The sequence below is a fragment of the Pseudomonas sp. 15C genome (assembly GCF_055484735.1).
Window position 1 is genome coordinate 1 of the sequence record NZ_JBUDGD010000043.1, and the last position, 26,115, is coordinate 26,115.

The 26,115-nt window shown below is 61.1% G+C and carries 24 protein-coding genes; 11 read left to right on the plus strand and 13 right to left on the minus strand.

All coding sequences use genetic code 11. The features are described 5' to 3' along the window. Positions 1-230: 230 nt before the first annotated feature. Entirely contained in the window at positions 231-3,125 is a 2,895-nt protein-coding gene (locus ACYYKW_RS19580) for a ribonucleoside-diphosphate reductase subunit alpha (RefSeq protein WP_093099251.1), read from the minus strand. 770 nt (positions 3,126-3,895) lie between these two features. Here ACYYKW_RS19580 and ACYYKW_RS19585 point away from each other — a divergent pair. Both ACYYKW_RS19585 and ACYYKW_RS19590 read left to right on the plus strand, forming a co-directional pair. Then, entirely contained in the window at positions 3,896-4,618 is a 723-nt protein-coding gene (locus tag ACYYKW_RS19585) for a response regulator (RefSeq protein ID WP_093099254.1), read from the plus strand. Next, the gene (locus tag ACYYKW_RS19590; protein ID WP_464990893.1) at positions 4,615-6,225 is read left to right on the plus strand and encodes an ATP-binding protein; all 1,611 of its coding nucleotides are present in this window, start codon (positions 4,615-4,617) and stop codon (positions 6,223-6,225) included. Before ACYYKW_RS19585 ends, ACYYKW_RS19590 begins: the two co-directional genes overlap by 4 nt. A 141-nt stretch (positions 6,226-6,366) precedes the next feature. On the opposite strand, the gene ACYYKW_RS19595 is transcribed toward ACYYKW_RS19590, so the two are convergent. Beyond that, complete coding sequence (locus tag ACYYKW_RS19595; RefSeq protein WP_464990894.1) at positions 6,367-7,092, minus strand: 4'-phosphopantetheinyl transferase family protein; 726 nt, start codon at positions 7,090-7,092, stop codon at positions 6,367-6,369. A 206-nt stretch (positions 7,093-7,298) separates the two neighbouring features. Further along, positions 7,299-8,090, minus strand: coding sequence for a dienelactone hydrolase family protein (locus ACYYKW_RS19600; RefSeq protein ID WP_093099263.1), 792 nt, complete (start codon positions 8,088-8,090; stop codon positions 7,299-7,301). Positions 8,091-8,233: 143 nt separating this feature from the next. Here ACYYKW_RS19600 and ACYYKW_RS19605 point away from each other — a divergent pair, with 143 nt between their 5' ends. From ACYYKW_RS19605 to ACYYKW_RS19615, 3 genes are all read left to right on the plus strand, one after another. After that, positions 8,234-8,839, plus strand: coding sequence for a porin family protein (locus tag ACYYKW_RS19605; protein WP_090285344.1), 606 nt, complete (start codon positions 8,234-8,236; stop codon positions 8,837-8,839). Between the two features lie 149 nt (positions 8,840-8,988). Then, entirely contained in the window at positions 8,989-9,666 is a 678-nt protein-coding gene (locus tag ACYYKW_RS19610) for a response regulator transcription factor (protein ID WP_042560510.1), read from the plus strand. Beyond that, on the plus strand, positions 9,663-11,009 hold the full coding sequence (locus ACYYKW_RS19615; protein WP_093099270.1) for an ATP-binding protein: 1,347 nt from the start codon (positions 9,663-9,665) through the stop codon (positions 11,007-11,009). Before ACYYKW_RS19610 ends, ACYYKW_RS19615 begins: the two co-directional genes overlap by 4 nt. Before the next feature lie 168 nt (positions 11,010-11,177). On the opposite strand, the gene ACYYKW_RS19620 is transcribed toward ACYYKW_RS19615, so the two are convergent. Further along, positions 11,178-12,176: an AraC family transcriptional regulator gene (locus tag ACYYKW_RS19620; protein ID WP_464990895.1), complete on the minus strand. Its 999-nt coding sequence runs from the start codon at positions 12,174-12,176 to the stop codon at positions 11,178-11,180. A gap of 346 nt (positions 12,177-12,522) precedes the next feature. On the opposite strand from ACYYKW_RS19620, the gene ACYYKW_RS19625 reads away from it, so the two are divergent. Beyond that, a complete protein-coding gene (locus ACYYKW_RS19625) occupies positions 12,523-13,857 on the plus strand; it encodes a dicarboxylate/amino acid:cation symporter (protein WP_093099277.1) in 1,335 nt (444 codons plus the stop codon). Between the two features lie 145 nt (positions 13,858-14,002). Beyond that, positions 14,003-15,184: a CaiB/BaiF CoA transferase family protein gene (locus ACYYKW_RS19630; RefSeq protein WP_464990896.1), complete on the plus strand. Its 1,182-nt coding sequence runs from the start codon at positions 14,003-14,005 to the stop codon at positions 15,182-15,184. Between the two features lie 116 nt (positions 15,185-15,300). Here ACYYKW_RS19630 and ACYYKW_RS19635 read toward each other — a convergent pair whose 3' ends face one another. Continuing rightward, the gene (locus tag ACYYKW_RS19635; protein WP_090285334.1) at positions 15,301-15,795 is read right to left on the minus strand and encodes a SprT family zinc-dependent metalloprotease; all 495 of its coding nucleotides are present in this window, start codon (positions 15,793-15,795) and stop codon (positions 15,301-15,303) included. 130 nt (positions 15,796-15,925) lie between these two features. Continuing rightward, a complete protein-coding gene (locus ACYYKW_RS19640; RefSeq protein ID WP_090285332.1) occupies positions 15,926-16,528 on the minus strand; it encodes a Yip1 family protein in 603 nt (200 codons plus the stop codon). Positions 16,529-16,814: 286 nt separating this feature from the next. Here ACYYKW_RS19640 and ttcA point away from each other — a divergent pair, with 286 nt between their 5' ends. Continuing rightward, complete coding sequence (gene ttcA / locus ACYYKW_RS19645; protein ID WP_090285330.1) at positions 16,815-17,639, plus strand: tRNA 2-thiocytidine(32) synthetase TtcA; 825 nt, start codon at positions 16,815-16,817, stop codon at positions 17,637-17,639. Between the two features lie 128 nt (positions 17,640-17,767). Beyond that, positions 17,768-18,442 carry a DNA-3-methyladenine glycosylase I gene (locus ACYYKW_RS19650; RefSeq protein ID WP_464990897.1) on the plus strand — a complete coding sequence of 225 codons (675 nt, stop codon included), beginning with the start codon at positions 17,768-17,770 and terminating at the stop codon, positions 18,440-18,442. Positions 18,443-18,541: 99 nt separating this feature from the next. On the opposite strand, the gene ACYYKW_RS19655 is transcribed toward ACYYKW_RS19650, so the two are convergent. Genes ACYYKW_RS19655 through arsC form a run of 3 tightly spaced genes read right to left on the minus strand, consistent with a single transcriptional unit; the run spans position 18,542 to position 19,915 of the window. After that, on the minus strand, positions 18,542-18,967 hold the full coding sequence (locus ACYYKW_RS19655) for a DUF2069 domain-containing protein (protein WP_464990898.1): 426 nt from the start codon (positions 18,965-18,967) through the stop codon (positions 18,542-18,544). A 1-nt stretch (position 18,968) separates the two neighbouring features. Continuing rightward, complete coding sequence (gene wrbA / locus ACYYKW_RS19660) at positions 18,969-19,565, minus strand: NAD(P)H:quinone oxidoreductase (RefSeq protein WP_093099288.1); 597 nt, start codon at positions 19,563-19,565, stop codon at positions 18,969-18,971. Beyond that, on the minus strand, positions 19,562-19,915 hold the full coding sequence (gene arsC / locus ACYYKW_RS19665; protein WP_336356314.1) for an arsenate reductase (glutaredoxin): 354 nt from the start codon (positions 19,913-19,915) through the stop codon (positions 19,562-19,564). The genes wrbA and arsC overlap by 4 nt, the downstream gene beginning before the upstream one ends. Positions 19,916-20,028: 113 nt before the next feature. Here arsC and ACYYKW_RS19670 point away from each other — a divergent pair, with 113 nt between their 5' ends. Continuing rightward, positions 20,029-20,496 carry a TlpA disulfide reductase family protein gene (locus ACYYKW_RS19670; protein WP_090285320.1) on the plus strand — a complete coding sequence of 156 codons (468 nt, stop codon included), beginning with the start codon at positions 20,029-20,031 and terminating at the stop codon, positions 20,494-20,496. A 236-nt stretch (positions 20,497-20,732) separates the two neighbouring features. On the opposite strand, the gene ACYYKW_RS19675 is transcribed toward ACYYKW_RS19670, so the two are convergent. Both ACYYKW_RS19675 and ACYYKW_RS19680 read right to left on the minus strand, forming a co-directional pair. Continuing rightward, positions 20,733-21,137: an META domain-containing protein gene (locus tag ACYYKW_RS19675; protein ID WP_090285318.1), complete on the minus strand. Its 405-nt coding sequence runs from the start codon at positions 21,135-21,137 to the stop codon at positions 20,733-20,735. Continuing rightward, a complete protein-coding gene (locus ACYYKW_RS19680; protein WP_464990899.1) occupies positions 21,137-21,571 on the minus strand; it encodes a hypothetical protein in 435 nt (144 codons plus the stop codon). Before ACYYKW_RS19680 ends, ACYYKW_RS19675 begins: the two co-directional genes overlap by 1 nt. 133 nt (positions 21,572-21,704) lie before the next feature. Here ACYYKW_RS19680 and ACYYKW_RS19685 point away from each other — a divergent pair, with 133 nt between their 5' ends. Then, positions 21,705-22,157: a hypothetical protein gene (locus tag ACYYKW_RS19685; RefSeq protein ID WP_336356316.1), complete on the plus strand. Its 453-nt coding sequence runs from the start codon at positions 21,705-21,707 to the stop codon at positions 22,155-22,157. 10 nt (positions 22,158-22,167) lie between these two features. Here ACYYKW_RS19685 and ACYYKW_RS19690 read toward each other — a convergent pair whose 3' ends face one another. Both ACYYKW_RS19690 and ACYYKW_RS19695 read right to left on the minus strand, forming a co-directional pair. Further along, the gene (locus tag ACYYKW_RS19690) at positions 22,168-23,163 is read right to left on the minus strand and encodes a 2-hydroxyacid dehydrogenase (protein WP_464990900.1); all 996 of its coding nucleotides are present in this window, start codon (positions 23,161-23,163) and stop codon (positions 22,168-22,170) included. An 81-nt stretch (positions 23,164-23,244) separates the two neighbouring features. Then, complete coding sequence (locus tag ACYYKW_RS19695; protein ID WP_093106549.1) at positions 23,245-25,998, minus strand: response regulator; 2,754 nt, start codon at positions 25,996-25,998, stop codon at positions 23,245-23,247. Positions 25,999-26,115 lie beyond the last annotated feature (117 nt).

Below are 26,115 nucleotides of genomic sequence, written 5' to 3' on the forward strand. Positions count from 1 at the left end.
CGGGCGGTCCGACGTTTCGGGAGGGCTAGGGTGAGGGGCTTTTGATTTTGTCTTTGATCCGGCTCTTGATCTGGCTTTTGATCTTTTGCCCCTTCGGAAGGCTGAGTGAAGGGATTGATCCGGGTGCTCCCAACCCCAAAAAAGAAAACCCCGACAAACCAGAAGTCTGTCGGGGGTTTTTCTTTTTTCTGGCAGTCTCAGGCGTCTCGCAACGCCCGAGTCAGCTCAGCTTATTGGCAAGCTTCGCAATCCGGCTCGTCAATCGCGCAGGCCTTTGGCACGGGTGCCGGACCGGCTGGAGCGGCCAGGACCGAATCATCACCATGGTTGCCGCCGCTGGAGACAGCGTTCAGCTTGCCGGTGTTGATGGTCGACTTCTCGGTGCTGGTCGCGGCCAGGGCACGGAGGTAGTAGGTGGTTTTCAGACCACGGTACCAGGCCATGCGGTAGGTCACGTCGAGCTTCTTGCCCGAGGCGCCGGCGATGTACAGGTTCAGCGACTGGGCCTGGTCGATCCACTTCTGACGACGGCTGGCGGCGTCAACGATCCACTTGGTGTCCACTTCGAACGCGGTCGCGTAGAGCTCTTTGAGTTCTTGCGGGATGCGTTCGATCTGCTGAACCGAACCGTCGTAGTACTTCAGGTCGTTGATCATGACCGAGTCCCACAGGCCGCGCGCTTTCAGGTCGCGAACCAGGTACGGGTTGATCACGGTGAATTCGCCCGACAGGTTCGATTTCACGTACAGGTTCTGGTAGGTCGGTTCGATCGACTGCGATACGCCGGTGATGTTGGCGATGGTTGCGGTCGGTGCGATGGCCATGATGTTCGAGTTACGGATGCCTTTCTGTACACGGGCGCGAACCGGTGCCCAGTCGAGGCTTTCGTTCAAGTCGACATCGATGTACTTCTGGCCGCGCTGTTCGATCAGGATCTGTTGCGAATCCAGCGGCAGGATGCCCTTGGACCACAGCGAACCGTTGAACGTCTCGTACGCACCGCGCTCGTCGGCCAGGTCGCAGGAGGCCTGGATTGCGTAGTAGCTGACCGCTTCCATCGACTTGTCGGCGAACTCGACAGCCGCGTCGGAACCGTAAGGGATGTGCTGCAGGTACAAAGCGTCCTGGAAGCCCATGATGCCCAGACCGACCGGACGGTGGCGGAAGTTGGAGTTCTTCGCTTGCGGCACCGAGTAGTAGTTGATGTCGATCACGTTGTCGAGCATGCGCACGGCGGTGTTGACGGTGCGTTGCAGCTTGGCGGTATCGAGCTTGCCGTCGACGATGTGGTTCGGCAGGTTGATCGAGCCCAGGTTGCAGACGGCGATCTCGTCCTTGTTGGTGTTCAAGGTGATCTCGGTGCACAGGTTCGAGCTGTGGACCACGCCGACGTGCTGCTGCGGGCTACGCAGGTTGCACGGGTCTTTGAAGGTCAGCCATGGGTGGCCGGTTTCAAACAGCATGGACAGCATCTTGCGCCACAGGTCTTTGGCCTGGATGGTCTTGAACAATTTGACCTTGCCTGGATATTCGGTCAGCGCTTCGTAGTACTCGTAACGCTCTTCGAAGGCTTTACCGGTCAGGTCGTGCAGGTCCGGAACTTCGGATGGCGAGAACAGGGTCCACTTGCCGTCATCGAAGACGCGCTTCATGAACAGGTCAGGGATCCAGTTGGCGGTGTTCATGTCATGGGTACGACGACGATCGTCACCGGTGTTCTTGCGCAGCTCGATGAACTCTTCGATGTCCATGTGCCAGGTTTCCAGGTAGGCACACACAGCGCCTTTGCGCTTGCCACCCTGGTTCACGGCCACAGCGGTGTCGTTCACTACTTTGAGGAACGGCACCACGCCTTGCGACTTGCCGTTGGTGCCCTTGATGTACGAGCCCAGAGCACGTACCGGGGTCCAGTCGTTGCCCAGGCCACCGGCGAATTTCGACAGCATGGCGTTGTCGTGGATCGCGTGGTAAATGCCCGAGAGGTCATCCGGCACGGTGGTCAGGTAGCAGCTCGACAGCTGTGGACGCAGGGTGCCGGCGTTGAACAGGGTCGGGGTCGACGCCATGTAGTCGAACGAGGACAGCAGGTTGTAGAACTCGATTGCACGGTCTTCTTTCTGCTTCTCTTCGATCGCAAGACCCATGGCCACGCGCATGAAGAAGATCTGCGGCAGTTCGAAACGCACGCCATCCTTGTGGATGAAGTAACGGTCGTACAGGGTTTGCAGGCCCAGGTAGGTGAATTGCTGATCGCGCTCGTGGTTGATCGCCTTGCCCAGTTTTTCCAGGTCGAAGGAGGCCAGCACAGGGTTCAGCAGTTCGAACTCGATACCTTTGGCGATGTAGGCCGGCAGTGCCTTGGCGTACAGGTCGGCCATTTCGTGGTGAGTGGCGCTTTCGGCGACACCGAGGAAACCCAGGCCTTCGGCGCGCAGGGTGTCCATCAGCAGGCGGGCGGTGACGAACGAGTAGTTCGGCTCACGCTCGACCAGGGTACGCGCAGTCATGACCAGTGCGGTGTTGACGTCGGTCAGCGCCACGCCGTCGTAGAGGTTTTTCAGGGTTTCGCGCTGGATCAGGTCGCCGTCGACTTCTTCCAGGCCTTCGCAGGCTTCGGTGACGATGGTGTTCAGGCGGCCCATGTCCAGCGGCGCCAGGCTACCGTCGGTGCGGGTGATGCGGATCGACGGGTGTGCGTTGACGGCGGCTTCGGCCGGCGCGTGGGCAGCGCGTTCTTTCGAACGACCGTCGCGGTAGATCACGTAGTCACGGGCCACTTTCTGCTCGCCGGCACGCATCAGGGCCAGTTCGACCTGGTCCTGGATTTCTTCGATGTGGATGGTGCCGCCCGACGGCATGCGACGCTTGAAGGTCGCGGTGACCTGTTCGGTCAGGCGGGCCACGGTGTCATGGATTCGCGACGAAGCGGCAGCGGTGCCGCCCTCAACTGCGAGAAACGCTTTGGTGATAGCGACGGTGATCTTGTCATCAGTGTAAGGAACGACAGTGCCATTACGCTTGATCACGCGCAGCTGGCCAGGCGCGGTAGCTGCCAGATCCGAAGTCGAATCGGCGGCCTGCGGCAAGGTGCCCTGCGGGTTCTCGCGAGTTGTGTCGGTTTGCATGGGGGGTGGTCTCCACATTCTCTATGTTTGTTTGGCACCGTCATGGTGCTCACCGTTCTGTACCGAAGCACTGCAACCGACTTGCGTCGGCAATTACCACTTCGGAACAGACGAAAAAGGCTGCAACGCCGCGTCCCTGCCGAAGTTCTGGTTGCGGGCCAATGCCCGAAACCGGATTCCCTCCCGGGTGACAGTAATGACTGCAACACCCATACCGTTTTGTCCGCTTGGAACTAAAAAAACGGTGCCATCCGCAAGCGCGGTTTGGGCTTCGAAAAACTTGCTTCGTTCCACCTGAAACTCGCAATAAAGCGCTTGAGTTTCAGGTCTGAAATGTGGTTGGGCGCTTCAGGCAAAAACCCTACATGTAGGGTCTCTGTTTTCGCCGTGCTACAAGATAATGCGTTTTGAGGGGGCTTGCAACGTACTGGCTGTGGATAAGCCTGTGCGTAAATTGTGTAAGAAACAGGGAAAACGCGTGTAGGCCGCGAACCGGCTGAGCCAGACCGTTTGTCACTGTTTTTTTGCCCGGAAAAAACGCTTCAGCGGTTTTTTAAGGGCGCGAACCCTACCATAGTTTTTCGCCTGGTCCGAACGCATTTACCGACTTGTTTTCCGGGTGATCGGCGTTTATACAATCGCTGGCGGCGTGGGCATTCTTATCCTCCTTGAACATGACAAAAAGACGGGAGGATGGCGAAAGTCCTACAGGTCCCGTGTTAGTCAGCAGATCCTCCATTATCAATAACAACAGCAAGCAGAGGTCACCGGTGGAGCAACAAGCCTTTCAGGTATTGATCGTCGAGGATGACCAGCGTCTGGCCGAGCTGACGCGTGACTACCTGCAAGCCAATGGATTGCGCGTGGATATCGAAGGCAATGGCGCGCTGGCGGCGGCACGGATCATCAAGGAACAGCCGGACCTGGTCATCCTTGACCTGATGCTGCCCGGCGAAGACGGTCTGAGCATCTGTCGCAAGGTACGCACTCAGTTCGACGGGCCGATCCTGATGCTCACCGCGCGAACCGACGACGCCGACCAGATTCAGGGATTGGACCTCGGGGCCGACGATTACGTGTGCAAGCCGGTGCGCCCGCGCCTGTTGCTGGCGCGGATCCAGGCGTTGCTGCGGCGCAGTGACAGCGCGGAACCGGCCGCGGAGAAATCCCGTCGTCTGCAATTCGGGCCGTTGGTGGTCGATAACGCCTTGCGCGAAGCCTGGCTGAATGACATTGGCATCGAACTGACCAGCGCCGAATTCGACCTGCTCTGGCTTTTGGTCGCCAACGCCGGGCGCATCTTGTCCCGCGAAGAAATCTTCACTGCGTTGCGCGGTATCGGCTATGACGGCCAGGACCGCTCGATCGATGTACGCATTTCGCGGATCCGCCCGAAAATCGGCGACGACCCCGACCATCCGCGCCTGATCAAGACCATTCGCAGCAAAGGCTATCTGTTCGTTCCCGAAGCCTGCATAGACCTTTCGTTGTGAACTCGATATTCCTGCGCATCTATGGCGGCATGTGCGCCGCGCTGATTCTGGTCGCTGTGCTCGGCGTGCTGGCGCTGCACTTGCTCAATCAGGTGCGCAGCGAGCAATACCGTGAACGCCTGGCCCACGGCACATTTTCGCTGATGGCCGACAATCTGCAGCCGATGAACGAAACCGAGCGCCATCGCGCACTGCTGGTGTGGGAGCGTTTGCTCGGCATCCCGCTGGCGCTGAAGAAATTTACCGAAACGGACCTCGATCTGACCCAGCGCACCCGAGTGCAGCGCGGGCAGGCGCTGGTCGAACAAACCGGCCCGCACGCGGCCAAAGTATATCGGCTGGTTAGCGACAAGGAACAACTGGTGCTCACCGGTGAAGTGCAGCAGATCAGTGAGCAACTGGCGCGGGCGACGATTTATCTCTTGGCCGACGAACTGGTGCGCGTACCGGTTGCCGAGCAGCCGAAACGCCTAGCGCAGATAAAGGAAGAAAAAGGCTTCGGGTTCGACTTGCGTCTGGTCACGGTGGACGACGCCGACATGGACGAGGACCAGAGTCGGCGGGTCTCGGAGGGCGACACGGTGATGGCGCTGGGCAAGGGCGGCGATTCGATCCGGGTGTTTGCCGGCATGGTCGGCACGCCGTGGGTGCTGGAAATCGGCCCGCTGTATCAAATGAACCCGTACCCGCCGGAATGGCTGGTGCTGATCGCCGCGTTGGGCCTGACGTTGATCGGGCTGATCGTTTATCTGCTGGTGCGGCAGCTCGAGCGGCGTTTGCGTGGCCTTGAAGCCGCAGCCACGCGCATCGCCAAGGGCAGCCTCGAAACCCGGGTGCCGGCGCGCGGTGCCGACTCGGTCGGGCGGCTGGCCGCGGCGTTCAATGGCATGGCCGAGCACTTGCAGCAATTGCTGGCGATCCAGCGCGAACTGGTGCGCGCGGTGTCCCACGAATTGCGCACGCCGGTGGCGCGTTTGCGTTTCGGTCTGGAGATGATCGGCTCGGCAACCACGCCGCAAGCCCTGGAAAAGTACCGCGAGGGCATGGACCACGACATCGAGGACCTCGATAAGCTGGTCGATGAAATGCTCACCTATGCGCGCCTGGAGCAGGGTTCGCCGGCGTTGACCTTCCAGCGTGTCGACCTCGATGCGTTGGTCAATCAAGTGATCGCAGAGCTGGCGCCCCTGCGCGCCGAAGTCACCGTGCAGCGCGGTTTGTGCCTGTCCGCCGCCGATAATGACGATGCCTGGGTCGAGGCTGAGCCGCGTTATCTGCACCGTGCGTTGCAGAATCTGGTGAGCAATGCCATGCGCCATGCCCGCGGCAACGTGACGGTGAGTTATCAGGTCGGGCAATTACGCTGCCGGGTCGATGTCGAGGATGATGGCCCGGGTGTGCCGGAAGTGGCCTGGGAGCGAATCTTCACGCCGTTCCTGCGCCTGGATGACAGCCGCACGCGGGCGTCGGGCGGGCATGGTCTGGGGTTGTCGATCGTGCGGCGGATCATTCACTGGCACGACGGCCGAGCGATCATCGGCAAGAGCAAAAGCCTGGGTGGGGCGTGTTTCAGTTTGAGCTGGCCGAGGAATCAGGAACGGCGGTAGGTTGTGTGGTGGCAGTACCGGCCTCATCGCTGGCAAGCCAGCTCCCACAGATTTCGCGGGTGTACATGGATTCTGTGTTTACCGGGAATACTGTGGGAGCTGGCTTGCCAGCGATGAGGACCCTGCAGGCAATGCAAAACTTCAGGCCTGAATGCTCACCAGACTCAACAACTGCCCATCCTGCACGCCGAACTGCGCCTCCAGCTCCGATCCGTTGCGCCATTCGCTGGACAAATCAGTCAACAACCGCAGCCTGACCTGACCCGCCTCGGTCCATTCCAGCACTTCGGCATGCTCGAAGTAAAAGCGCTGCTGCACGATCGGGTAGAGCGCCTTGAACAAACTTTCCTTGACCGAAAACGTCAGCGTCACCCACAGCGCCCGTAGCTCTTTCGAACCGGCAGCCATGCGCTGCATTTCCGCCGGCGTGAGAATTTCTCCGGCCAGACGCGCGGCGCGGTCATCGCTCAGCAGGTTTTCCAGGTCCATGCCCAAGCCGCGCCAGTGCTGCTTGTTGGCGACGATCGCGGCGGCGCGACCGCTGCTGTGGGTGATCGAGCCGCAGATAGGCGCCGGCCACACCGGTGCGCGATCTTCGCCGATCGCCGGAGCCGCGCCGTTGCCCTGCAATTGTTGCAACGCCGCGCGGGCGCAAATTCGCCCCGCGAGAAACTCGGCCTGACGCTTGGCTACCGAGCGCTGAATGCTTGGCGGCGCCACGATCGCGCTGCGCTGAAAATCATCAGCCAGCAATTGGGCCGGATCGAATTGCGTGCTGATCAGCACGGTGTCGGGCAACACGATCGGCAACGGCCAGTGGCTGTCGAGCGCGGTGCAGCAGGCGGGGAGGGTGGGGGCTAGGTTCATGGCGGGCATTTTGCCGGTTAGTCGGGGCAAGGTCGAGAACAGCGGTGCGGCCTTCGCGAGCAGGCTCCTACGACCGTCGTACAGATCGTTCCCATGCTCCGCGTGGCAATGCCGCCCGGGACGCTCCGTGTCCCACACATGCGTGACGCAGAGCGTCCCAGGATGCATTCCCACGCAGAGCGTGGGAACGATCGGGGTAGACGCTATCAGCTGAAGATCGACTTGAAAAACGCCTGCATGTCCGCCCAGGACTTTTCATCCGCGGCCTTGTTGTAACCAATATCCGGGCCGCCATGCTCACCATGACTCAGGCGATCCGCATCGGGATTGCTGAAACCATGCTTGGCGCCATCAAGGCTGACAAACTTGTAGTCGGCCCCAGCCTTGTCCATTTCCGCCTTGAACGCAGTGACGTTGTCGGCGGTGACCATGCTGTCCAGCGCGCCGTGCTCGACCAGAATCTTCGCCTTGACGCTGCCAGGCGTAGCCGGGGTCTTGGTGGCCAGCGCGCCATGGAAACTCACCACGCCCGCCAGCGGCACACCTTGACGCGCCGCGTTCAACACCACAGCACCGCCGAAGCAGTATCCGATCGCGGCGATTTTATCCGCGTCGGTCTGTGCTTGTTTCTTCAGTAAATTCAGCCCGGCCTCGAAGCGCTTGCTGGCCGCCGCCGCATCCTGAGTCGCCGCCTGCATGAACGCCATCGCGTCTTTCGGGTGTTCGGTGTTTTTGCCGTCGCCGTACATATCGATCGCCATCGCGCTGTAGCCCAGCGCGGCGAGATCACGGGCACGGCGCTTGGCGTAATCGTTCAGCCCCCACCACTCGTGAACCACGACGACACCGGGACGCTTGCCTTTGATGGCGTCGTCATAGGCGTAGTAACCGATCAGTTTTGTACCGTCGGCGCTCTGGTAGGGGATTTCTTCGGTTTTGATCGCCGCCTGGGTGAGGCTGCTGACGGCCAGCAAGGTGAGGGCAAGGAACAAGCGCATGATCGGGTCTCCTTTGCGAAAGTGGTCAGAACAGCCTAGTCGATTTGATTCAGGTCAGGTTCAGAGACGGTTCAGGGCCGGTACAGGGGCCGCTCAGTAATCTTGCGCCATACCCCAACAGCACTGTGCAAGAGGAACTACCCATGACTCGTTTGAACAAACTGTTGCTGGCTTTGAGCGTCATGAGCGCCAGTATCGCGGCCCAGGCCGACACGTCTTCGAACTTCGCCGGCCTGACCTTCGGCCAGACCAGTGACAAGATCGACAAGTCCCGCTCCTTGAACAACAACCTCGACCATCCGAACGCCACCGGTGCCATCGACGGTAACAATACCTACGGCGTGCGCCTCGGTCAGCAAAACAGCCAGGGCCGCTACTACGCCACTTACGACAACGTGTCGGGCTCGCACAATGGCATTAAACTGCGCCAGGAAAACCTGCTGGGCAGCTACGATCTGTTCTACCCGGTGGGCGGCAGCACCAAACTGTTCGGCGGCGCCACCGCAGGCTTGACCAAGCTGACCCAGGATTCGCCAGGCTACAGCCGCGACAGTGACATCGGCTACGCCGTCGGCGGTCAGCTCGGTGTGTTGCAGCAAGTCTCGCAGAACACCTCGGTCGAACTCGGTTACCGTTACCTGCGCAGCAACGCCAGCACCGAGATGAAAGAAAGTGGCGGCAGCAAGCAGGGCTCGCTGGACTTGACCAGCAGCGCGCAGACTTATCTGTCGGCCAACTATTATTTCTAAGTCGGTCGCCTCGGTACCTGTGGGAGCCAGCCTGCTGGCGATAGCGCCCTGACATTCGACGATATTTGTCGGCTGCCAAATTGCAATCGCCAGCAGGCCGGCTGCCACAGGGGTTGTCTGGAGATTTTTGAATTGCCTGGGAGAGCTTTATGAAACTGTTGGTCGTCGAAGATGAAGCGCTGTTGCGCCATCATCTGCAAACCCGCCTCACCGAGAGCGGTCATGTGGTCGAATCCGTGGCCAATGCCGAGGAGGCGCTGTACCAGACCGGACAGTTCAACTTCGACCTGGCGGTGATCGACCTTGGCCTGCCGGGCATGGGTGGGCTCGACCTGATCCGCCAGTTGCGCTCGGGCGGCAAGACCTTCCCGATCCTCATTCTCACGGCGCGCGGCAACTGGCAGGACAAGGTCGAAGGCCTCGCTGCGGGCGCCGATGATTACGTGGTCAAGCCGTTCCAGTTCGAAGAACTCGACGCACGCCTGAATGCCTTGCTGCGCCGCTCCAGTGGTTTCACTCAGTCGACCATTGTTGCCGGGCCGCTGCTGCTCGACCTCAATCGCAAGCAGGCCAGCCTCGACGAGCAGCCGCTGGCGCTGACAGCCTACGAGTACCGCATTCTCGAATACCTGATGCGCCACCACCAGCAGGTGGTGCCCAAGGATCGCCTGATGGAACAACTCTACCCGGACGACGACGAGCGCGATCCGAACGTGATCGAAGTGCTGGTCGGCCGTCTGCGCCGCAAGCTTGAGGGACCGGCCGGGTTCAAGCCGATCGATACCGTGCGCGGCCTCGGCTACTTGTTCAATGAGCGCTGCACTTGATCCGTTCCCTTCGCGTTCGTTTGATGCTCGCCGCCACCACGTTGGCGGTGTTGTTCATGCTCGCCTTGCTCCCGGCCATGCAAGGCGCGTTCAGCCTGGCCTTGCAGGATTCGATCGAGCAGCGCCTGGCCTCGGACGTGACCACCCTGATTTCCGCCGCGCGCATTGAAAACGGTCGGCTGGTGATGCCGACGCAGTTGCCGGACGAGCGTTTCAACCTCACGGACTTCCGCTTGCTTGGCTACATCTATGATCGCGAAGGCCGTCTGGTCTGGCGTTCGAAGGCCACTCAGGAAGAACAGATCAACTACAAGCCGCGCTATGACGGTCTCGGCAATGAGTTCGCGCGCATTCGCGAAAGCAACGGCCAGGAGTTCTTCGTTTACGACGTGGAGGTGAAATTGCTCGGCGGCAAAAGCGCCGCGTTCAGCATCGTCGCCCTGCAACCGGTGCGTGAATACGAAACCACCCTCGAAGGCTTGCGCGAAAATCTTTATCTGGGCTTCGGCGCGGCACTCCTGGTGTTGCTGGCGCTGTTGTGGATCGGCCTGACCTGGGGCCTCAAGGCCTTGCGCCGCCTCAGCCAGGAGCTCGATGAAATCGAGGGCGGCACTCGCGAAAGCCTGACCGAAAAACACCCGCGCGAACTGCTGCGCCTGACCGGCTCGCTCAACCGCTTGCTGCTCAGCGAACGTCAGCAGCGCAGCCGCTACCGCGATTCCCTCGACGATCTCGCTCACAGCCTGAAAACCCCGCTGGCGGTACTGCAAGGGGTCAGCGAAGACATGGCCCAGCGTCCTCAGGAACGCGATCAGGCGTGGGTGCTGCAAAGTCAGATCGAACGCATGAGCCAGCAGATCAGCTATCAACTGCAACGGGCGAGCCTGCGCAAAAGCGGTCTGGTGCGCCATCAGGTCAAGCTGCGACCGGTGCTCAAAAGCCTGTGCGACACGCTGGACAAGGTCTATCGCGACAAGCAGGTGCGCGTGGTTTTCGATCTGCCTGAACATTGTTACGTGCCGATCGAGCAGGGCGCCTTGCTGGAAATGCTCGGCAACCTGCTGGAGAATGCCTACCGGCTGTGCCTGGGCGAAGTGCGCATCAGCGTGCGCGAGTCGCTGGCCGGGGTCGAGCTATGCGTCGAGGACGACGGCCCCGGTGTGCCGTCGGATCAGCGCGCACGGATTCTTGAACGCGGCGAACGGCTGGATGCACAACATCCGGGGCAGGGCATCGGGCTGGCGGTGGTCAAGGACATCATCGAAAGCTACAACGCCCGACTGGCACTGGGCGACTCACCGTTGGGCGGGGCGGCGTTCAGGATTCATTTTCCGGCGGTGTGAATGGCGCTTGCCCTCACCCTAACCCTCTCCCAGAGGTAGAGGGGACTGACCGAAGTGTCTGGTGAAAATTGTCGACCTGGGCGATGGCAGCGCATTCGGATTCAATCCCCAATCAGTCCCCTCTCCCTCTGGGAGAGGGCTAGGGTGAGGGGCCTTTGATCCTGCTACCTACAACTCCCGCGCCCGATAAGCCCCCGGTGTCAACCCGGTCCACTTCTTGAACGCCCGGTGAAACGCCGACGGCTCAGAGAAACCCAACTGCTCGGCAATCTGCTGCAACGACAGATCCGCGCGCCCCAGATGATAGATGGCGATATCCCGCCGCAGTTGATCCTTGAGCTCCTGAAAACTCGTGCCTTCCTCGCGTAAATGCCGGCGCAGGGTCTGCGGGCTGATGTGCAGGTGTGCCGCAACCGCTTCCAGGTCCGGCCAGTGACTGCTGTCGCGGCTGAGCAAGCGGCGCAGGCGACTGCTCAGGCTGTCGCCATCGTCCGGGCGTGAGAGCAGGTCCGCCGGTGAGCGTTCGAGGAAATGCTTGAGCGTGCGCTCGTCCTGCAACAACGGCATCGGCAGATAACGGCTGTGAAACAGCAGGCTGCTGTGCTCGGCGCCGAAGCTCAGCGGGCACGGAAACAGCAAGTCATATTCAGCGCCATGGTCGGGGCGCGGGTAGCTGAAGGTCGCCTGCTCGAGGCGGATCCGCTGGCCGATCAGCCAACTGCCGAGGCGATGCCAGATCACCAGCAGGCTTTCAGTGAGAAAGTGATCGGGGTCCCACAACCGCGAATCGTCGAGACTCAAACGCACCCATTCATCTTCGCGGCTCAGCGTCAGCCGTGGCGCGTCGGGGAACAGGCTGTAAAACAGCAGGCCGCGCTGCAGCGCCTTCTCCAGGTTGCGGCAGTGGATCGAGGCATGGCACATCATGGCGAAACTGCCGGGCTTGCTCGGTGCGTTGCCAAATCCCAGGTATTCGTCGTCCAGCGCCAGCCACAGGCCCTGGATCAAACGGGCGAATTGTTCCGGTGCGAGGCGCGCACGTGGCTCTTCAAGCAGTTCCGGGCTAATCCCCAAATGCTCGAGCAGGCCTGAATAATCAAAGCCTTGGCGGCGCGCGCCGCCGAGGGCGGCACGGGCGAAATGGCTGGCGATGGTGCGTTCACGCATGAGCGGCAGGTCCTGTTCAGGCGACCGATGGTAGCGGCGAGGCCAGTGGGCAACAAGGCGGATTTCCGCCAAATTGCAGGACGAGGGCGGGCCAGTTGGCGGAAATCCGCCATGCGCAGGTCACCGCGCGGTGACACAAAAATGTGGCTGAGCCCTGATATCAAAAGGCTGGCTGCCCATCGCACCAATCTGGCACGGCGTTTGCGATACAAGCGACAGAAGCGTGCATTTATCCCGTGGGAAAACGCCGCTCCAACAACAAATCCCTCCAGTGCAGGAGGGTTCGCAATTAAGGTTTCGCGGCCAACAGATGGATGTTGTCGCGGGACGCTTGAGGAAACCTGCAATGACGACTCGTCAGCCACTGTATAAATCCCTGTATTTCCAGGTGATCGTTGCCATCGCCATCGGCATCCTGCTCGGTCACTTCTACCCACAGACCGGTGTGGCGCTCAAGCCGCTGGGTGACGGGTTCATCAAGCTGATCAAAATGGTCATCGCCCCGATCATCTTCTGTACCGTTGTCAGCGGCATCGCCGGCATGCAGAACATGAAATCGGTGGGCAAGACCGGCGGCTACGCGCTGCTGTATTTCGAAATCGTTTCGACCATTGCCCTGCTGATTGGTCTGGTCGTGGTCAACGTTGTGCAGCCGGGCGCCGGCATGCACATCGACGTCACCACCCTGGACGCCTCGAAAATCGCCACCTACGTGACGGCCAGTAAAGACCAGAGCATTGTCGGCTTCCTCCTCAATGTGATCCCGAACACCATCGTCGGCGCGTTCGCCACCGGTGACATTCTGCAAGTGCTGATGTTCTCGGTGATCTTCGGCTACGCCCTGCATCGCCTGGGTTCGTACGGTCGTCCGCTGCTGGACATGATCGATCGCTTCGCCCACGTGATGTTCAACATCATCAACATGATCATGAAACTGGCGCCGCTGGGTGCCTTCGGTGCGATGGCCTTCACCATCGGTGCCTACGGCGTGGGCTCGCTGGTGCAGTTGGGCCAGCTGATGATCTGCTTCTACATCACCTGCGTGCTGTTCGTGGTGCTGGTGCTGGGTGCGATCTGCCGTGCTCACGGTTTCAGCGTGTTCAAGCTGGTGCGTTACATTCGTGAGGAGCTGTTGATCGTACTGGGCACGTCCTCGTCGGAATCGGCACTGCCACGCATGCTGATCAAGATGGAGCGTCTGGGCGCGAAGAAATCGGTTGTCGGTCTGGTGATCCCGACCGGTTACTCGTTCAACCTCGACGGTACTTCGATCTACCTGACCATGGCGGCTGTGTTCATCGCTCAGGCGACCGACACGCACATGGACATCACTCACCAGATCACTCTGCTGCTGGTACTGCTGCTGTCCTCCAAAGGCGCAGCCGGTGTGACCGGTTCGGGCTTCATCGTGCTGGCCGCGACCCTGTCGGCGGTCGGTCACCTGCCGGTGGCCGGTCTGGCGCTGATCCTCGGTATCGACCGCTTCATGTCCGAAGCCCGCGCGCTGACCAACCTGGTCGGTAACGCGGTAGCCACCATCGTGGTTGCCAAGTGGGTCAAGGAGCTGGACACCGATCAACTGCAAGCCGAACTGGCTTCGGGTGGTCGCGGTATCGCCGAAACCCGTCCTGAAGACGACCTGGGTGTGGCTGAAGGCGCAACCCCGAGCCATGTGAAGTAAGCATCGCTTGTCTGGAAAAACCCGCTTCGGCGGGTTTTTTCATGCCTGCGTTTTGAGCGCAACGGTCATGCCCGCTGACATTTTCGGTGATTGCCGCATCGCTGATCGCTGCCTAGGCTGAGTGCATCGCCCAAGGAGTTCGCCCATGTCCGCACCGCTGGCCTCACTGAAGGTTCTCGATTTCTCGACGCTGCTGCCGGGGCCGTTTGCCTCGTTATTGCTGGCGGACATGGGCGCCGAGGTACTGCGCATCGAATCGCCGACCCGCATGGATCTGCTGCGCGTGTTGCCACCGCACGATGGCGGCGTGTCGGCCAGTCATGCCTACCTGAACCGCAACAAACGCAGTCTGGCGCTGGACTTGAAACAGCCGGCGGCGATGGAAATCATCCGCGAGTTATTGATCGAGTACGACATCGTCCTCGAACAGTTCCGCCCCGGTGTGATGGAGCGTCTGGGCCTGGGTTATGAAGCGCTGAAAGCGATCAATCCGAAATTGATCTACGTCTCGATCAGCGGTTATGGCCAGACCGGGCCCTATAAGGACCGCGCCGGCCACGACATCAATTATCTGGCCCTGGCAGGGCTGGCCAGTTATACCGGCCGCGCCGACAGCGGGCCGCTGCCGTTGGGCATGCAAGTGGCGGATATTGCCGGTGGCTCGCTGCACGGGGTGATCGGTTTGCTCGCCGCCGTCATCGCCCGCCAGCAAACCGGGCAGGGCACGCATGTCGATGTGAGCATGACCGACTGCGCGTTCAGCCTGAACGCCATGACCGGCGCCGGTTATCTCGCCTGCGAAGATGAGCCGGGGCGCGAAGATCAGATGCTCAATGGCGGTAGCTTTTATGACTATTACCGCACGCGGGACGGGCGCTGGATGTCGGTCGGCAGTCTGGAGCCGGCATTCATGCAGGCCTTGTGTGCAGCGCTGGGTAGACCGGAGCTGGCGGCGCAGGGGCTGTCAGCCAAACCTGAGCAACAGCAGGCGCTGAAGGAGGCGTTGCGGGTTGAGTTTGAAAAGCATGATTTTGCGCAGTTGTGCGAGTTGTTCGCCGGGGTCGATGCGTGTGTCGAGCCGGTGTTGAGCCTCGGTGAGGCGGTGCGTCATCCGCAGGTGCAGGCGCGCGAACTGGTGACGCAAGTGCCGCGCGGGGAGGGTACGGCGCAGGCGCAGATGGCTTGTCCGTTGAAGTTTTCCGAGGCATTGCCAGCGCCGCGGCATGTCGGGGCGGCGCTGGGGCAGCATACGGATGAGGTGTTGAGGGAATTGGGATTCAGCCCGTTGAAAATTGAAAACCTGCGTCACAACAAAGTCATTCTTTAGCGCCTGTAAGGGCCTCATCGCTGGCAAGCCAGCTCCCACAGGTTCCGAGGTGTTCACAAAACCTGTGGGAGCTGGCTTGCCAGCGATGGGGCCAGTCAGAGCACCGCGGAAACCACCTATTCCACCCGCATCTCACCACTGAACACCAGCGTCGTGCGGCAGCGCCGGCAGAAATACCGTCGCCCCTGTCGCACCAGACTATGGCGCTGTGCCGTAAACGGGAAATCGCTCTCGGGACACGGGCATTTATAGATGTAGCGGGTCACGCTGCGGCGTTTGACTTCGTAGGTATGGCAGCGATCCGGCGGCAATTCGTAAACGCCGCGCATGATCAATTGCCATTCCTCGCCATGGGGCTGGATGCGGTCGCCGAACAATTGGTGGGCGATCAGGTGCGCGACTTCGTGGGCCACGGTCTGCTTGAGGAAGTGTTCGGTGTTTTCCCGGTACAGCTGCGGATTGAAGCGCAGCTTGTTTTCGTGCAAATGCGCGACACCGGCTTTCTGCCCGCGCAGCTTGAGGCTGACGACGGGGCGTTTGAAGGAACGTTTGAAAAAGGATTCAGCGAGTTGGTAACAATCTTCGACGCGGGTATTGAGTTGCTCGGGCATGCTTGATGGATCTCCAGAGACGCCGAGTATGCCGCAACCCCGGGCGCTTGCGAATCGCCGAGCTGCCGAATGGTCATCGCCCAAATGACAAGGCCGCCTTGCGGCGGCCTCTCTCAACAGGCGGATATCGTCAGTTGGTGTACACCGGCCCTACGCCCAGGCCCCAGACGATCACGGTAAACGCCATGATCGCCACCAGCACCACCAGACCCACCGCCAGTACCGAGCTGGAAAACAGAAAGCCTTCGTCCGGAGGAATGTTCATGAACGTCGGCAAGCCCACGTACAGCAGATATACCGTGTAGCAGATGGCCGCCGTACCGACGATCATCCCCAGCCACATGTGCGGATACAGCGCCGCCAGGCCACCGACGAACAACGGCGTCGCGGTGTAAGTGGCGAAGGCCACGCAACGGGCCAGACTGGGGTTGGCGTCATACGTGCGTGCCATCCAGTGGACAAAGGCGCCCATTACCGCAACGCCACCGAGCATCGCCAGGTACGACATGATCGTCATCCACAGCGCACTTTCGAAGGTGAGCATCACCGGCGCGCGGTTGCCGATCACCCAACCAACCTGGGTGGTACCGATAAACGCCGAGACGGCGGGGATCGCCGCCAGAATCAGCGTGTGCGTGAGGTACATGTGGCTGATGCTTTCCTCTTGGTCGCCACGGATTTCCTTCCATTCCTGATCGGGGTGGGTAAACAGTCCCACTACGTGATGGATCATGCCATTCACTCCTCTTGATATTGCCATCGCCCCCCAACGGAGCGCCTACGGGCCAGGCGGCCGAGCAAATACAGGTCTTCAGATGTGTGCGACCTTATGTCGCAGTATAGAAAGGACTGAACCGCACCGGTATCAGGGGCTTAGAGCAAATCGCGCTGTAAACCGGGCGGATAATCGCCTCGGGGTCTGTCTCAAGTGTCCTGTGGCGGCCGACAACACGTCCCCACAGCGGCGGGGTTTTTGCGTAAAATGCCGGCCTTTCGTCACACCTCACGGATTTCGCGTCATGGGCACTCTTACGGTCAACCAGAACAAACTGCAAAAGCGCCTGCGCCGGCTGGCCGGCGAAGCGGTCGCCGATTTCAACATGATCGAAGACGGTGACAAGGTCATGGTCTGCCTGTCCGGGGGCAAGGACAGCTACACCATGCTCGACGTGTTGCTGCACCTGCAGAAGGTTGCACCGATCAAGTTCGAAATCGTCGCGGTGAACATGGACCAGAAACAGCCGGGCTTTCCCGAGCACGTGCTGCCGGCCTACCTGAAAGAGCTGGGCGTCGAGTACCACATCGTCGAGAAAGACACCTACTCGGTGGTCAAGGAACTGATTCCGGAAGGCAAGACCACGTGCTCGCTGTGCTCACGCCTGCGTCGCGGCACGCTGTACACCTTTGCCGACGAAATCGGCGCGACAAAAATGGCCCTCGGTCATCACCGCGACGACATAGTCGAAACGTTCTTTCTCAACATGTTCTTCAACGGCAGCCTCAAGGCCATGCCGCCGAAGCTGCGCGCCGACGACGGGCGCAACGTGGTGATCCGTCCGCTGGCGTACTGCAACGAGAAGGACATTCAGGCCTACTCGGACCTCAAGCAATTCCCGATCATCCCGTGCAACCTCTGCGGTTCGCAGGAAAACCTGCAGCGTCAGGTGGTCAAGGAAATGCTCCAGGACTGGGAGCGCAAGACCCCGGGCCGCACCGAGAGCATTTTCCGCAGCCTGCAGAACGTGATCCCGTCGCAACTGGCCGACCGCAACCTGTTCGACTTCACCAGCCTGAAAATCGACGAAACCGCGGCGTCGCGCTTCGTCAACGTCGTAAACCTTTAATTAAAACCTGTAGGGGTGAGCCTGCTCGCGATAGCGGTCTGTCAGATATTTTGATATCGACTGACACAGCGCTATCGCGAGCAGGCTCACTCCTACAACGGATTTTCTTTCAATTCCCGGGAGAGGGCATGCGCGATTACAAGTGGCTGCACGAATACTGTCTGAACCGTTTCGGTTCGGCGGCTGCACTGGAAGCCCATCTGCCTGTTCCGAAAACCCCGACGCAACTGCGCAAGATCAGCGACGACCGCTACCTCTCGACAATGGCCCTGCGGGTGTTTCGCGCCGGACTCAAGCACAGTCTGGTCGACGCCAAATGGCCGGCCTTCGAAGAAGTGTTCTTCAAGTTCGACCCGGAAAAAGTTGTGCTGATGAGCGCCGAGCACCTTGAGCGCCTGATGCAGGACGCGCGGATCATCCGCCACTTGGGCAAGCTGAAGAGCGTGCCGCGCAATGCGCAGTTCATTCTTGATGTGGAGCAGGACAAGGGCAGCTTCGGCGCGCTGATCGCCGACTGGCCGGTGACCGACATCGTCGGCCTGTGGACATACCTGAAAAAGCACGGTCATCAATTGGGCGGGCTGTCAGCGCCGCGCTTTTTGCGCATGGTCGGCAAGGACACCTTTGTGCCGAGCTATGACGTGGTCGCCGCATTGAATGCCCAGAAGATCGTTGACAAGGTGCCAACCAGTCTGCGCGATCTGGCGACGGTGCAGAACGCGTTCAATCAGTGGCACGAACAGAGCGGCGGCCGGCCGATGAGCCAGATTTCGATGATGCTCGCCTACACCGTCAATCATTGAGACCGCGTCGCGCCAATCGCGAGCAGGCTCACTCCTACAGGGGATTTGTGGACGCCACAGATCCCCTGTAGGAGTGAGCCTGCTCGCGATAGCTATTTGTCAGGAAACGCTGATTTCGCCTTCGCCCGCCAGCTTGCGATCAAGCTGATAACGCCAGCGCACATACAGCAGCGCCGAGCAGAACACTGCCAGGCTCGCCGCCATTTCCAGCACACCAAACCACTGCCGGTTCGGGTCATACGCCGCCAGTGCGCCTTTGATGAAATACAGATTCACCACAAAACACATCCATGAATGGCCACGGGCGCTGCCCATGATCATTGCCGGTGCGAGCACCAGCCACGGGATCAGTTCGACCAGCAGGATCACCCACGGTCGCGCGCCGTGCAGGTCGGCGAAGACCAGGTAATAAGCCGCGAGCAGGCCGGCGAGGGCGAAAAAACTCAGCAGGCTGAGCACCCGCATCGCCTTCACCCGCGGCTCCAGCCACTCGATTGAGGGCAGGATCTTCGGCTTCTTCGCCATCTCAGCTCACCAGTTTCTGTGCGGTTTTCGCCAGACGCAGACCGAGGGCGCGGCACAGCGCCACTTCGTGTTGATCGAGGCCGCTCTTGCCGTCGGCGCCGGCATGATGGCTGGCACCGTAAGGCGTACCGCCGCCCTCGGTTTCCAGCAGTGCCGACTCGCTGTACGGCAGGCCGGTAATCAGCATGCCGTGGTGCAGCAGCGGCAGCATCATCGACAGCAGGGTGGTTTCCTGACCGCCGTGCAGGCTGGCGGTGGAGGTGAACACACCGGCCGGTTTGCCGACCAGAGCACCGGTCAGCCAAAGGTTGCTGGTGCCGTCGAGAAAGTATTTCAGCGGGGCGGCCATGTTGCCGAATCGCGTCGGGCTGCCCAGTGCCAGACCGGCGCAGTTTTTCAGGTCATCGAGGGTCGCGTAGAGCGCGCCTTCTGCGGGGATGTCCGGGGCGACGGCTTCGCATTCGGTGGAAATCGCCGGCACCGTGCGCAGTCGCGCCTCAAGTCCAGCCTGTTCGACACCGCGAGCGATCTGCCGGGCCATCTCGTTGGTCGAACCGCTGCGGCTGTAATACAGGACCAGAATGTAAGGCGCGCTCACGGCAGCAACTCCAGAATGTTTTCCGGTGGACGGCCGATGACCGCTTTGTCGCCGACTTCGAGGATCGGCCGTTCCATCAGTTTCGGATGCGCGGCGATGGCGTCGATCAATTGCGCTTCGCTGAGATTTTCATCGGCGAGCTGAAGTATTTTGTATTCATCTTCCCCGCTGCGCAGCAACTGCCGTGCGCTGATCCCGAGCTTGCCGAGCAGCGCCTTGATTTGCGCAGCATTCAGCGGGGTTTCGAGGTAACGCACCACGGTTGGCGTCAGGCCGCGGGCTTCGAGCAGTTCCAGTGCGCCGCGGGATTTCGAGCAGCGCGGATTGTGATAAAGCGTCAGATCGGTCATGGCGGGTCGCTTCTGGCGTAAAGTGGCGGCTATTCTAACTGTGCAGCGCGCAATCCAGAACCGTCAGAGGCGATGGGTCGCAGGCGCCTTCGAATTTTCTCAAGGAACACGACATGACACGGCGATTGGCAGCGGCATTGACGGTAATCGGGGCGTTGATGCTGGGGGGCTGCGGCAATGATTACGGGATTGACCAGAACGGCCAGAAAGTCGCGTCCGAGCGTCTCGACAAACAATGGGTGGTGCTCAATTACTGGGCCGAATGGTGCGGCCCGTGTCGCACGGAGATTCCTGAACTCAATCACCTGGCCGAGGAACTGAAGAGCAAGAATGTCGGCGTGTTCGGCGTCAACTTCGACAACGTGCAAGGCGCGGAACTGAAAGAAGCCAGCGAGAAACTGGGCATCAAGTTCACCGTGCTGGCGCAGGATCCGGCTGAGCTGTTCGAATTGCCGCGCAGCGAGGCGTTGCCGGTAACTTACATCATCGACGACAAGGGCAAGGTGCGGGAGCAGTTGCTGGGTGAGCAGACGGCGGCGGGGGTGATGGCCAAACTCGAGGCGTTGCAGGCGACGAAGTAAGCCGCCAGAAGCCCCTCACCCCAGCCCTCCCGAAACGTCCGACCGCCCAGAGGGAGAGGGGGCCGACCGAAGTGTTTGGCGAGGTACATCGACCTGAAACACCGAGTCGATTATGGATTCACCAGATAACGTTCATGTCGGCGCCAATCCTGAGCATCCCCCAATCAGTTCCCTCTCCCTTTGGGCGGTCCGACGTTTCGGGAGGGTTAGGGTGAGGGCTTTGGCGGTATTGAGGTTCAACCCTCTTCCAGCCACCAGCGCAACGGCTTGCCCTCGGCTGGCCAGAAACGCATCTGCTCGATCGGCGAGATGTCCCAGCGCTCGACCTTTTCCAGCGCCTGCAAGAACCGTTGTTCCTGCTCCATCAAGGCCGGGGCGCAAAGTTTGCGGGTCTTGCCGATCTTGCCGAACGACAGCTTGTCGCCCTCCAGCGTGTACGGCGCGAACCAATGGTTGCAGCCGCCGTTGCCGTAGGCGCGGCCATCGTCGCCGAGGGTCACGGTCAGATGGCTGTAATCCATCAGCGGCCGCTCGCCGATCCATTCCAGAATGTAGCTGCGGTTGTGTTGCAGTTGCACAGGCTCGGCGGCGCAGCCCGCGAGACCGACACCGACCAGAGCGGCCAGGGCAAAGCGTTTCATCACGCGGGCTCCTGGCATTTCGGACACAGGTGCTTGTCGCCCACGGCTTGCCAGCCCAGCTCGGCGATGCGCGCGGTGGCGGCCGGTTTTTCAGCGGTCTTGCCGAGTTTGGCATCGACCGCGAATTCAAAACTCAGCTCTTTGGCGCAGCTGTCGCAGTTGACCTGCCAGGTGTGGATCGCCAGTTCACCGAACAGCGGGCCGGAGGTCATCGCGGTCCATTGGCCCGGCGGGTTGATCAGGTGGCGAACGGTGTCGACGGTCAGGCGCATGGACAAATCCTTGCTGCCTTTGAGGGTCACCAGCAGGACATCACCGATGCGGATCGAGCCACCGTTGCCGGTGACCTGATAGCGGCCCGGTACGAGGGCGCGGCATTCGGTGAGGGTGTGTTGCGGGTTCATCAGGGTGTAGCGGAAATCGTGTTCGACCATGGGTCCTCCAAATATGCGCGACATGCTAGCACGGCCCCGATTGCAGAATGATGCGCGCGTGCGACCTTCGATCCGGTTCAAATCGGCCAGCACTCATGGCAAACTGCCGGCCTCGAATCTGAAGGAACGGAACATGGCGCTGATCGAATGTTATGAATGCAAAAAGAGCATCAGCTCCGAAGCGTCGGCCTGCATTCATTGCGGCGCGCCGATCGATGAATACGCCGCAGTGCAAGCGCAGCCTGTAGCCGCGGCGGCACAGGCGGCGACGATTTCGTTCGGCAGCCTGCCTCGCAACAACGCGGTGCCGGAGGCGGCGATTGCCCCCGCTGTGCAACCACTGCCGAAAGTGATGCCGGCCGCTGCGGGGCGACGCCGTCGCCAGCAGGCCGAGCAAGCGCTTGAGCAGACCGCCAACCCCGACGGCAGCCGCCCGGTGGAAGGCTGGCTGAAGATCATGGTGTTTCTGCTGCCAATGGTCTTCGTCTGGTTTCTGCTGCGCAACGGCCATTCGGCGAAACAGCGGCTGTTCGGTTTCGGCTGGCTGGCCCTGCTGATTCTGGCGTCTTCGCTGTCGCCGAAGTAACCGGCCCGGCTCAACCCTCGACCTGGTTCTGCGGCGTGCCTGCCGCCCAGGTCGCGATGTTGCTCAGGGTTGTCGAGGCGATCGCGCCCAGTGCCTCGCGCGTCAGAAAGGCCTGGTGCGCGGTGACGATCACGTTGGGAAAGGTCAGCAAGCGTGCCAGCACATCGTCCTGCAAGGGCAAGTCCGAGCGGTCCTCGAAAAACAGCTGCGCCTCTTCCTCATACACATCCAGCCCCAGATAACCCAGTTGGCCGTCCTTCAGCGCGTCGATCAGCGCGGGCGTGTCGACCAGACCGCCGCGCCCGGTATTGATCAGCATGGCGCCGGGCTGCATGTGCGCCAGCGAATCACGGTTGATCAGGTGCTTGCTCTGCTCATTGAGCGGGCAATGCAGGCTGATGATCCGCGACTGCGCGAGCAGTTCCGGCAAACTCAGATAGCGCGCGCCCAAAGCGAGCACATCCGGATTCGGATTCGGATACGGGTCGTAGGCGAGCAATTCACAGCCGAAGCCGTGCATGATTTTCGCAAACGTCGCGCCGATCTGCCCGGTGCCGACGATCCCTACGGTTTTGCCAACCAGATCGAAACCGGTCAGGCCATGCAGGCTGAAATCGCCTTCGCGGGTGCGGTTATAGGCGCGGTGCAGGCGTCGATTCAGGGCGAGGATCAGCGCCACCGCATGTTCGGCGACCGCATGTGGCGAGTACGCCGGCACTCGCACCACCGCCAGTCCAAGACGTTTGGCGGCGATCAGGTCGACATGGTTGTAACCTGCCGACCGCAAGGCGATCAGGCGTGTGCCACCGGCGGCCAGACGTTCCAGCACCGCCGCGCTGAGGTCGTCATTGATGAACGCGCAAACCACCTCATGCGCATCGGCCAGCGCCACCGTGTCGAGGCTCAGCCGCGCCGATTGAAAGTGCAGCTCGATGCCTGCCGGGCAGTCGGCGCCGAGGAAACTGTCGCGATCATACGTCTGGCTGCTGAAAACGATGGTGCGCATGCAATCCTCCTTGAACATCGACAGGGTTGAATCATCGTCAGCCACTGTAGCGCTGACAGCGCCGCCCGGTATTGCCGTGGATCAGGCGCTGATCTTCGCCTGCGCCGCCAATCGGTTGATCGCCCGTTCCAGTTCATCCAGCGCCAGAGTGGCTTTCGGGTCGTCTTGCTTGAGCAGGGTTTCGCTGCGCTGGCAGGCCGCGCGCAATTGCGGTACGCCGCAGTAACGCGTGGCGCCGTGCAGGCGATGCACGCGTTCGAGCAGCGCGTTCTGATCGTGGCTGTCGCGAGCGGCGCGGATGGCTTCGCGGTCGGCTTCGAGCGAGGCGAGCAGCATTGCCAGCATGTCCGCAGCCAGGTCGGCCTTGCCGGCGGCCAGACGCAAACCTTCTTCATGATCGAGCACCGGCAATTCATTGCTGTTCGCAGCGCTGTCGCTGCCGCGCTCCGGCGCTTGATTGCGCAGGGCCAGACCGGTCCATTTCAGCACCACCTGCGCCAGTTGCCGTTCGCTGATCGGCTTGGTCAGGTAATCGTCCATGCCGCTTTGCAGCAGCGCGCGTTTTTCGTTGGCCATGGCGTGGGCGGTGAGGGCGACGATGGGTAGCGGGGTGCTGTGTCGCTCGCTTTCCCACTGGCGGATCGCTTCGGTGCTCTGGCGACCGTCCATGCCCGGCATCTGCACGTCCATCAGCACCAGATCGAAGGATTCAGTCTGCACCGCTTTGACCGCGGCATATCCGCTTTCCACCGCAAGGACCTTGGCGCCCATGTCCTCGAGCAGCGTTTGCACCAGCAGCAGGTTGGCCGGGTTGTCGTCGACGCACAGCACTTTTGGCGCCCGGCTCGACAGCGGTTCGCCCGGTTCATGGCGTGGCTGACGCGGGTTGACCAGATCGGACAAGGCCCGACGCAGCTTGCGTGTGCACGCCGGTTTGGCCTGCAACTGGCTGTGCGGGTTGGGCACCGACAGATGAAACAGCGTCTGCTCGGTGGTCGGGCACAGCACCAGCACTTTGCAGCCGAGGTGTTCGAGGTCCCATATGTGCTGATTCAAACGCTCGGGCAGCATGTCGTTGCTGGTGATGCCGATGACCGCCAGATCGATCGCCTGATCAGTCTGGTGCGCGCCGGTGACGCCATTGGTCAGGCTTTCGAGGGTATTGAACGGGGTGACGTCGAGGCCGCAATCTTCCAGTTGATGCTGCAGGGCCTGCCGCGCCAGTTCGTGGTTTTCCAGCACTGCGACGCGGCGCCCGAGCAGTGGCGGGGCGGGCATGTCTTCGGCGTCGTCGCGGGTTTTCGGCAGGCTCAGGCTGATCCAGAATTCCGAGCCTTCGCCGGGCGTGCTGTCGACGCCGATCTCACCGCCCATCTGTTCGATCAGACGTTTGGAAATTACCAGCCCCAAACCCGTGCCGCCGGGCTGGCGCGACAGCGAGTTGTCCGCCTGGCTGAAGGCCTGGAACAACGCGCGCACGTCCTGATTGGACAGGCCGATGCCGGTGTCCTGAATGCTGATGCGCAGTTGCACGCTGTCTTCGTGTTCATCTTCCAGCATGGCCCGAGCGACGATGGTGCCTTCGCGGGTAAACTTGATCGCGTTGCTGACCAGGTTGGTGAGGATCTGCTTGAGCCGCAGCGGATCGCCGACCAGCGACAGTGGCGTGTCGCGGTAGACCAGGCTGACCAGTTCCAGCTGCTTGGCGTGCGCGGCCGGGGCGAGAATGGTCAGGGTGTCCTGGAGCAGATCGCGCAGATTGAACGGGATATGATCCAGCACCAGTTTGCCGGCCTCGATTTTCGAGAAATCGAGAATCTCGTTGATGATCCCCAGCAGGCTGTCGGCAGATTTTTCGATGGTGCCCAGATAGTCGAGCTGGCGCGGGGTCAGTTCACTTTTCTGCAATAAATGAGTGAAGCCGAGAATACCGTTCAGCGGCGTGCGGATCTCGTGGCTCATGTTGGCGAGAAATTCCGATTTGATCCGGCTCGCCTCCAGTGCCTCTTTGCGCGCCAGATCCAGCTCGATGTTCTGGATCTCGATGGTTTCGAGATTCTGACGTACGTCTTCGGTGGCCTGATCGACACTGTGCTGCAATTCTTCGCGGGCGTTCTGCAGGGTGCCGGCCATGCGGTTGATGCCCGAGGCCAGTTCATCCAGTTCCTGACTGCCGAGCGGCGGCAAACGGGTTTCCAGGTGGCCGTCCTTCAATTGAGCGACGGCTTGCTTGATCTGCCCGAGCGGGCGGTTGATCGTGCGGCCCATGCGCAATGCCAGCAGCGCCGCGCCGGCCAGCCCGGCGGCGATCAGCAGCAGGCTGGCGAACAGACTGCGATAGCCGCGCAGCAACATGCCGTTGTGCGACAGCTCCAGCTCGACCCAGCCGAGCAGGCGGTCGGACTCTTCCGGGATCAGCTCGCCAGCAAGGTTGCGGTGCTTGCCGAACACCGGCATCAGATAGCGTGTGGCGTCATTGCCGCTGCGTCGTTGCAATTGCGCGCTGTCGCCGCTTGGCGCCTGATTGAGCATGGTCGGGCCGGCGTGGGCCAGTGGCGAGCGATCCGCGGCGAGGAATGTCACCGCGCGCACGTCCGGTTGTTCCAGCGACTGCGTGGCGATGCGCTCGAGCAGTTCGGTGTTGCCGTGGCCCATGGCCGGCGCGACCAGCGGCGCCAGTTGCTCGGCGATCATTTCGCCGCGCTGCATCAATTGGGTCTGCAAGTCGGACTGCTGCGTCCAGGTGAAATACCCGCCCAGCACCAGCGCCATCAGGCTGGTCGGCAACAAGGTCAGCAACAATACCCGACCTTTGATTCCCAGTTTCTTGAGCACGCCCGTCTCCTGCATCCCGCTGATCTGTTGACTCATGCGTGCATCCGGCACGCGACATGGGCGCAGTGTAGCGATTTGCTCGCAGGCAATCTCCGGAAAAATGTGCCAGCGATGGCG

What these genes read in the sequence shown, in the direction of transcription:
- ACYYKW_RS19580 (WP_093099251.1), bottom strand. Translation starts at nt 3,125, where the DNA reads ATGCAAACCGACACAACTCGCGAGAACCCGCAGGGCACCTTGCCGCAG.
- ACYYKW_RS19595 (WP_464990894.1), bottom strand. Translation starts at nt 7,092, where the DNA reads ATGAACCTAGCCCCCACCCTCCCCGCCTGCTGCACCGCGCTCGACAGC.
- ACYYKW_RS19600 (WP_093099263.1), bottom strand. Translation starts at nt 8,090, where the DNA reads ATGCGCTTGTTCCTTGCCCTCACCTTGCTGGCCGTCAGCAGCCTCACC.
- ACYYKW_RS19605 (WP_090285344.1), top strand. Translation starts at nt 8,234, where the DNA reads ATGACTCGTTTGAACAAACTGTTGCTGGCTTTGAGCGTCATGAGCGCC.
- ACYYKW_RS19610 (WP_042560510.1), top strand. Translation starts at nt 8,989, where the DNA reads ATGAAACTGTTGGTCGTCGAAGATGAAGCGCTGTTGCGCCATCATCTG.
- ACYYKW_RS19620 (WP_464990895.1), bottom strand. Translation starts at nt 12,176, where the DNA reads ATGCGTGAACGCACCATCGCCAGCCATTTCGCCCGTGCCGCCCTCGGC.
- ACYYKW_RS19625 (WP_093099277.1), top strand. Translation starts at nt 12,523, where the DNA reads ATGACGACTCGTCAGCCACTGTATAAATCCCTGTATTTCCAGGTGATC.
- ACYYKW_RS19630 (WP_464990896.1), top strand. Translation starts at nt 14,003, where the DNA reads ATGTCCGCACCGCTGGCCTCACTGAAGGTTCTCGATTTCTCGACGCTG.
- ACYYKW_RS19635 (WP_090285334.1), bottom strand. Translation starts at nt 15,795, where the DNA reads ATGCCCGAGCAACTCAATACCCGCGTCGAAGATTGTTACCAACTCGCT.
- ACYYKW_RS19640 (WP_090285332.1), bottom strand. Translation starts at nt 16,528, where the DNA reads ATGATCCATCACGTAGTGGGACTGTTTACCCACCCCGATCAGGAATGG.
- ttcA (WP_090285330.1), top strand. Translation starts at nt 16,815, where the DNA reads ATGGGCACTCTTACGGTCAACCAGAACAAACTGCAAAAGCGCCTGCGC.
- ACYYKW_RS19650 (WP_464990897.1), top strand. Translation starts at nt 17,768, where the DNA reads ATGCGCGATTACAAGTGGCTGCACGAATACTGTCTGAACCGTTTCGGT.
- ACYYKW_RS19655 (WP_464990898.1), bottom strand. Translation starts at nt 18,967, where the DNA reads ATGGCGAAGAAGCCGAAGATCCTGCCCTCAATCGAGTGGCTGGAGCCG.
- arsC (WP_336356314.1), bottom strand. Translation starts at nt 19,915, where the DNA reads ATGACCGATCTGACGCTTTATCACAATCCGCGCTGCTCGAAATCCCGC.
- ACYYKW_RS19670 (WP_090285320.1), top strand. Translation starts at nt 20,029, where the DNA reads ATGACACGGCGATTGGCAGCGGCATTGACGGTAATCGGGGCGTTGATG.
- ACYYKW_RS19675 (WP_090285318.1), bottom strand. Translation starts at nt 21,137, where the DNA reads ATGAAACGCTTTGCCCTGGCCGCTCTGGTCGGTGTCGGTCTCGCGGGC.
- ACYYKW_RS19680 (WP_464990899.1), bottom strand. Translation starts at nt 21,571, where the DNA reads ATGGTCGAACACGATTTCCGCTACACCCTGATGAACCCGCAACACACC.
- ACYYKW_RS19685 (WP_336356316.1), top strand. Translation starts at nt 21,705, where the DNA reads ATGGCGCTGATCGAATGTTATGAATGCAAAAAGAGCATCAGCTCCGAA.
- ACYYKW_RS19690 (WP_464990900.1), bottom strand. Translation starts at nt 23,163, where the DNA reads ATGCGCACCATCGTTTTCAGCAGCCAGACGTATGATCGCGACAGTTTC.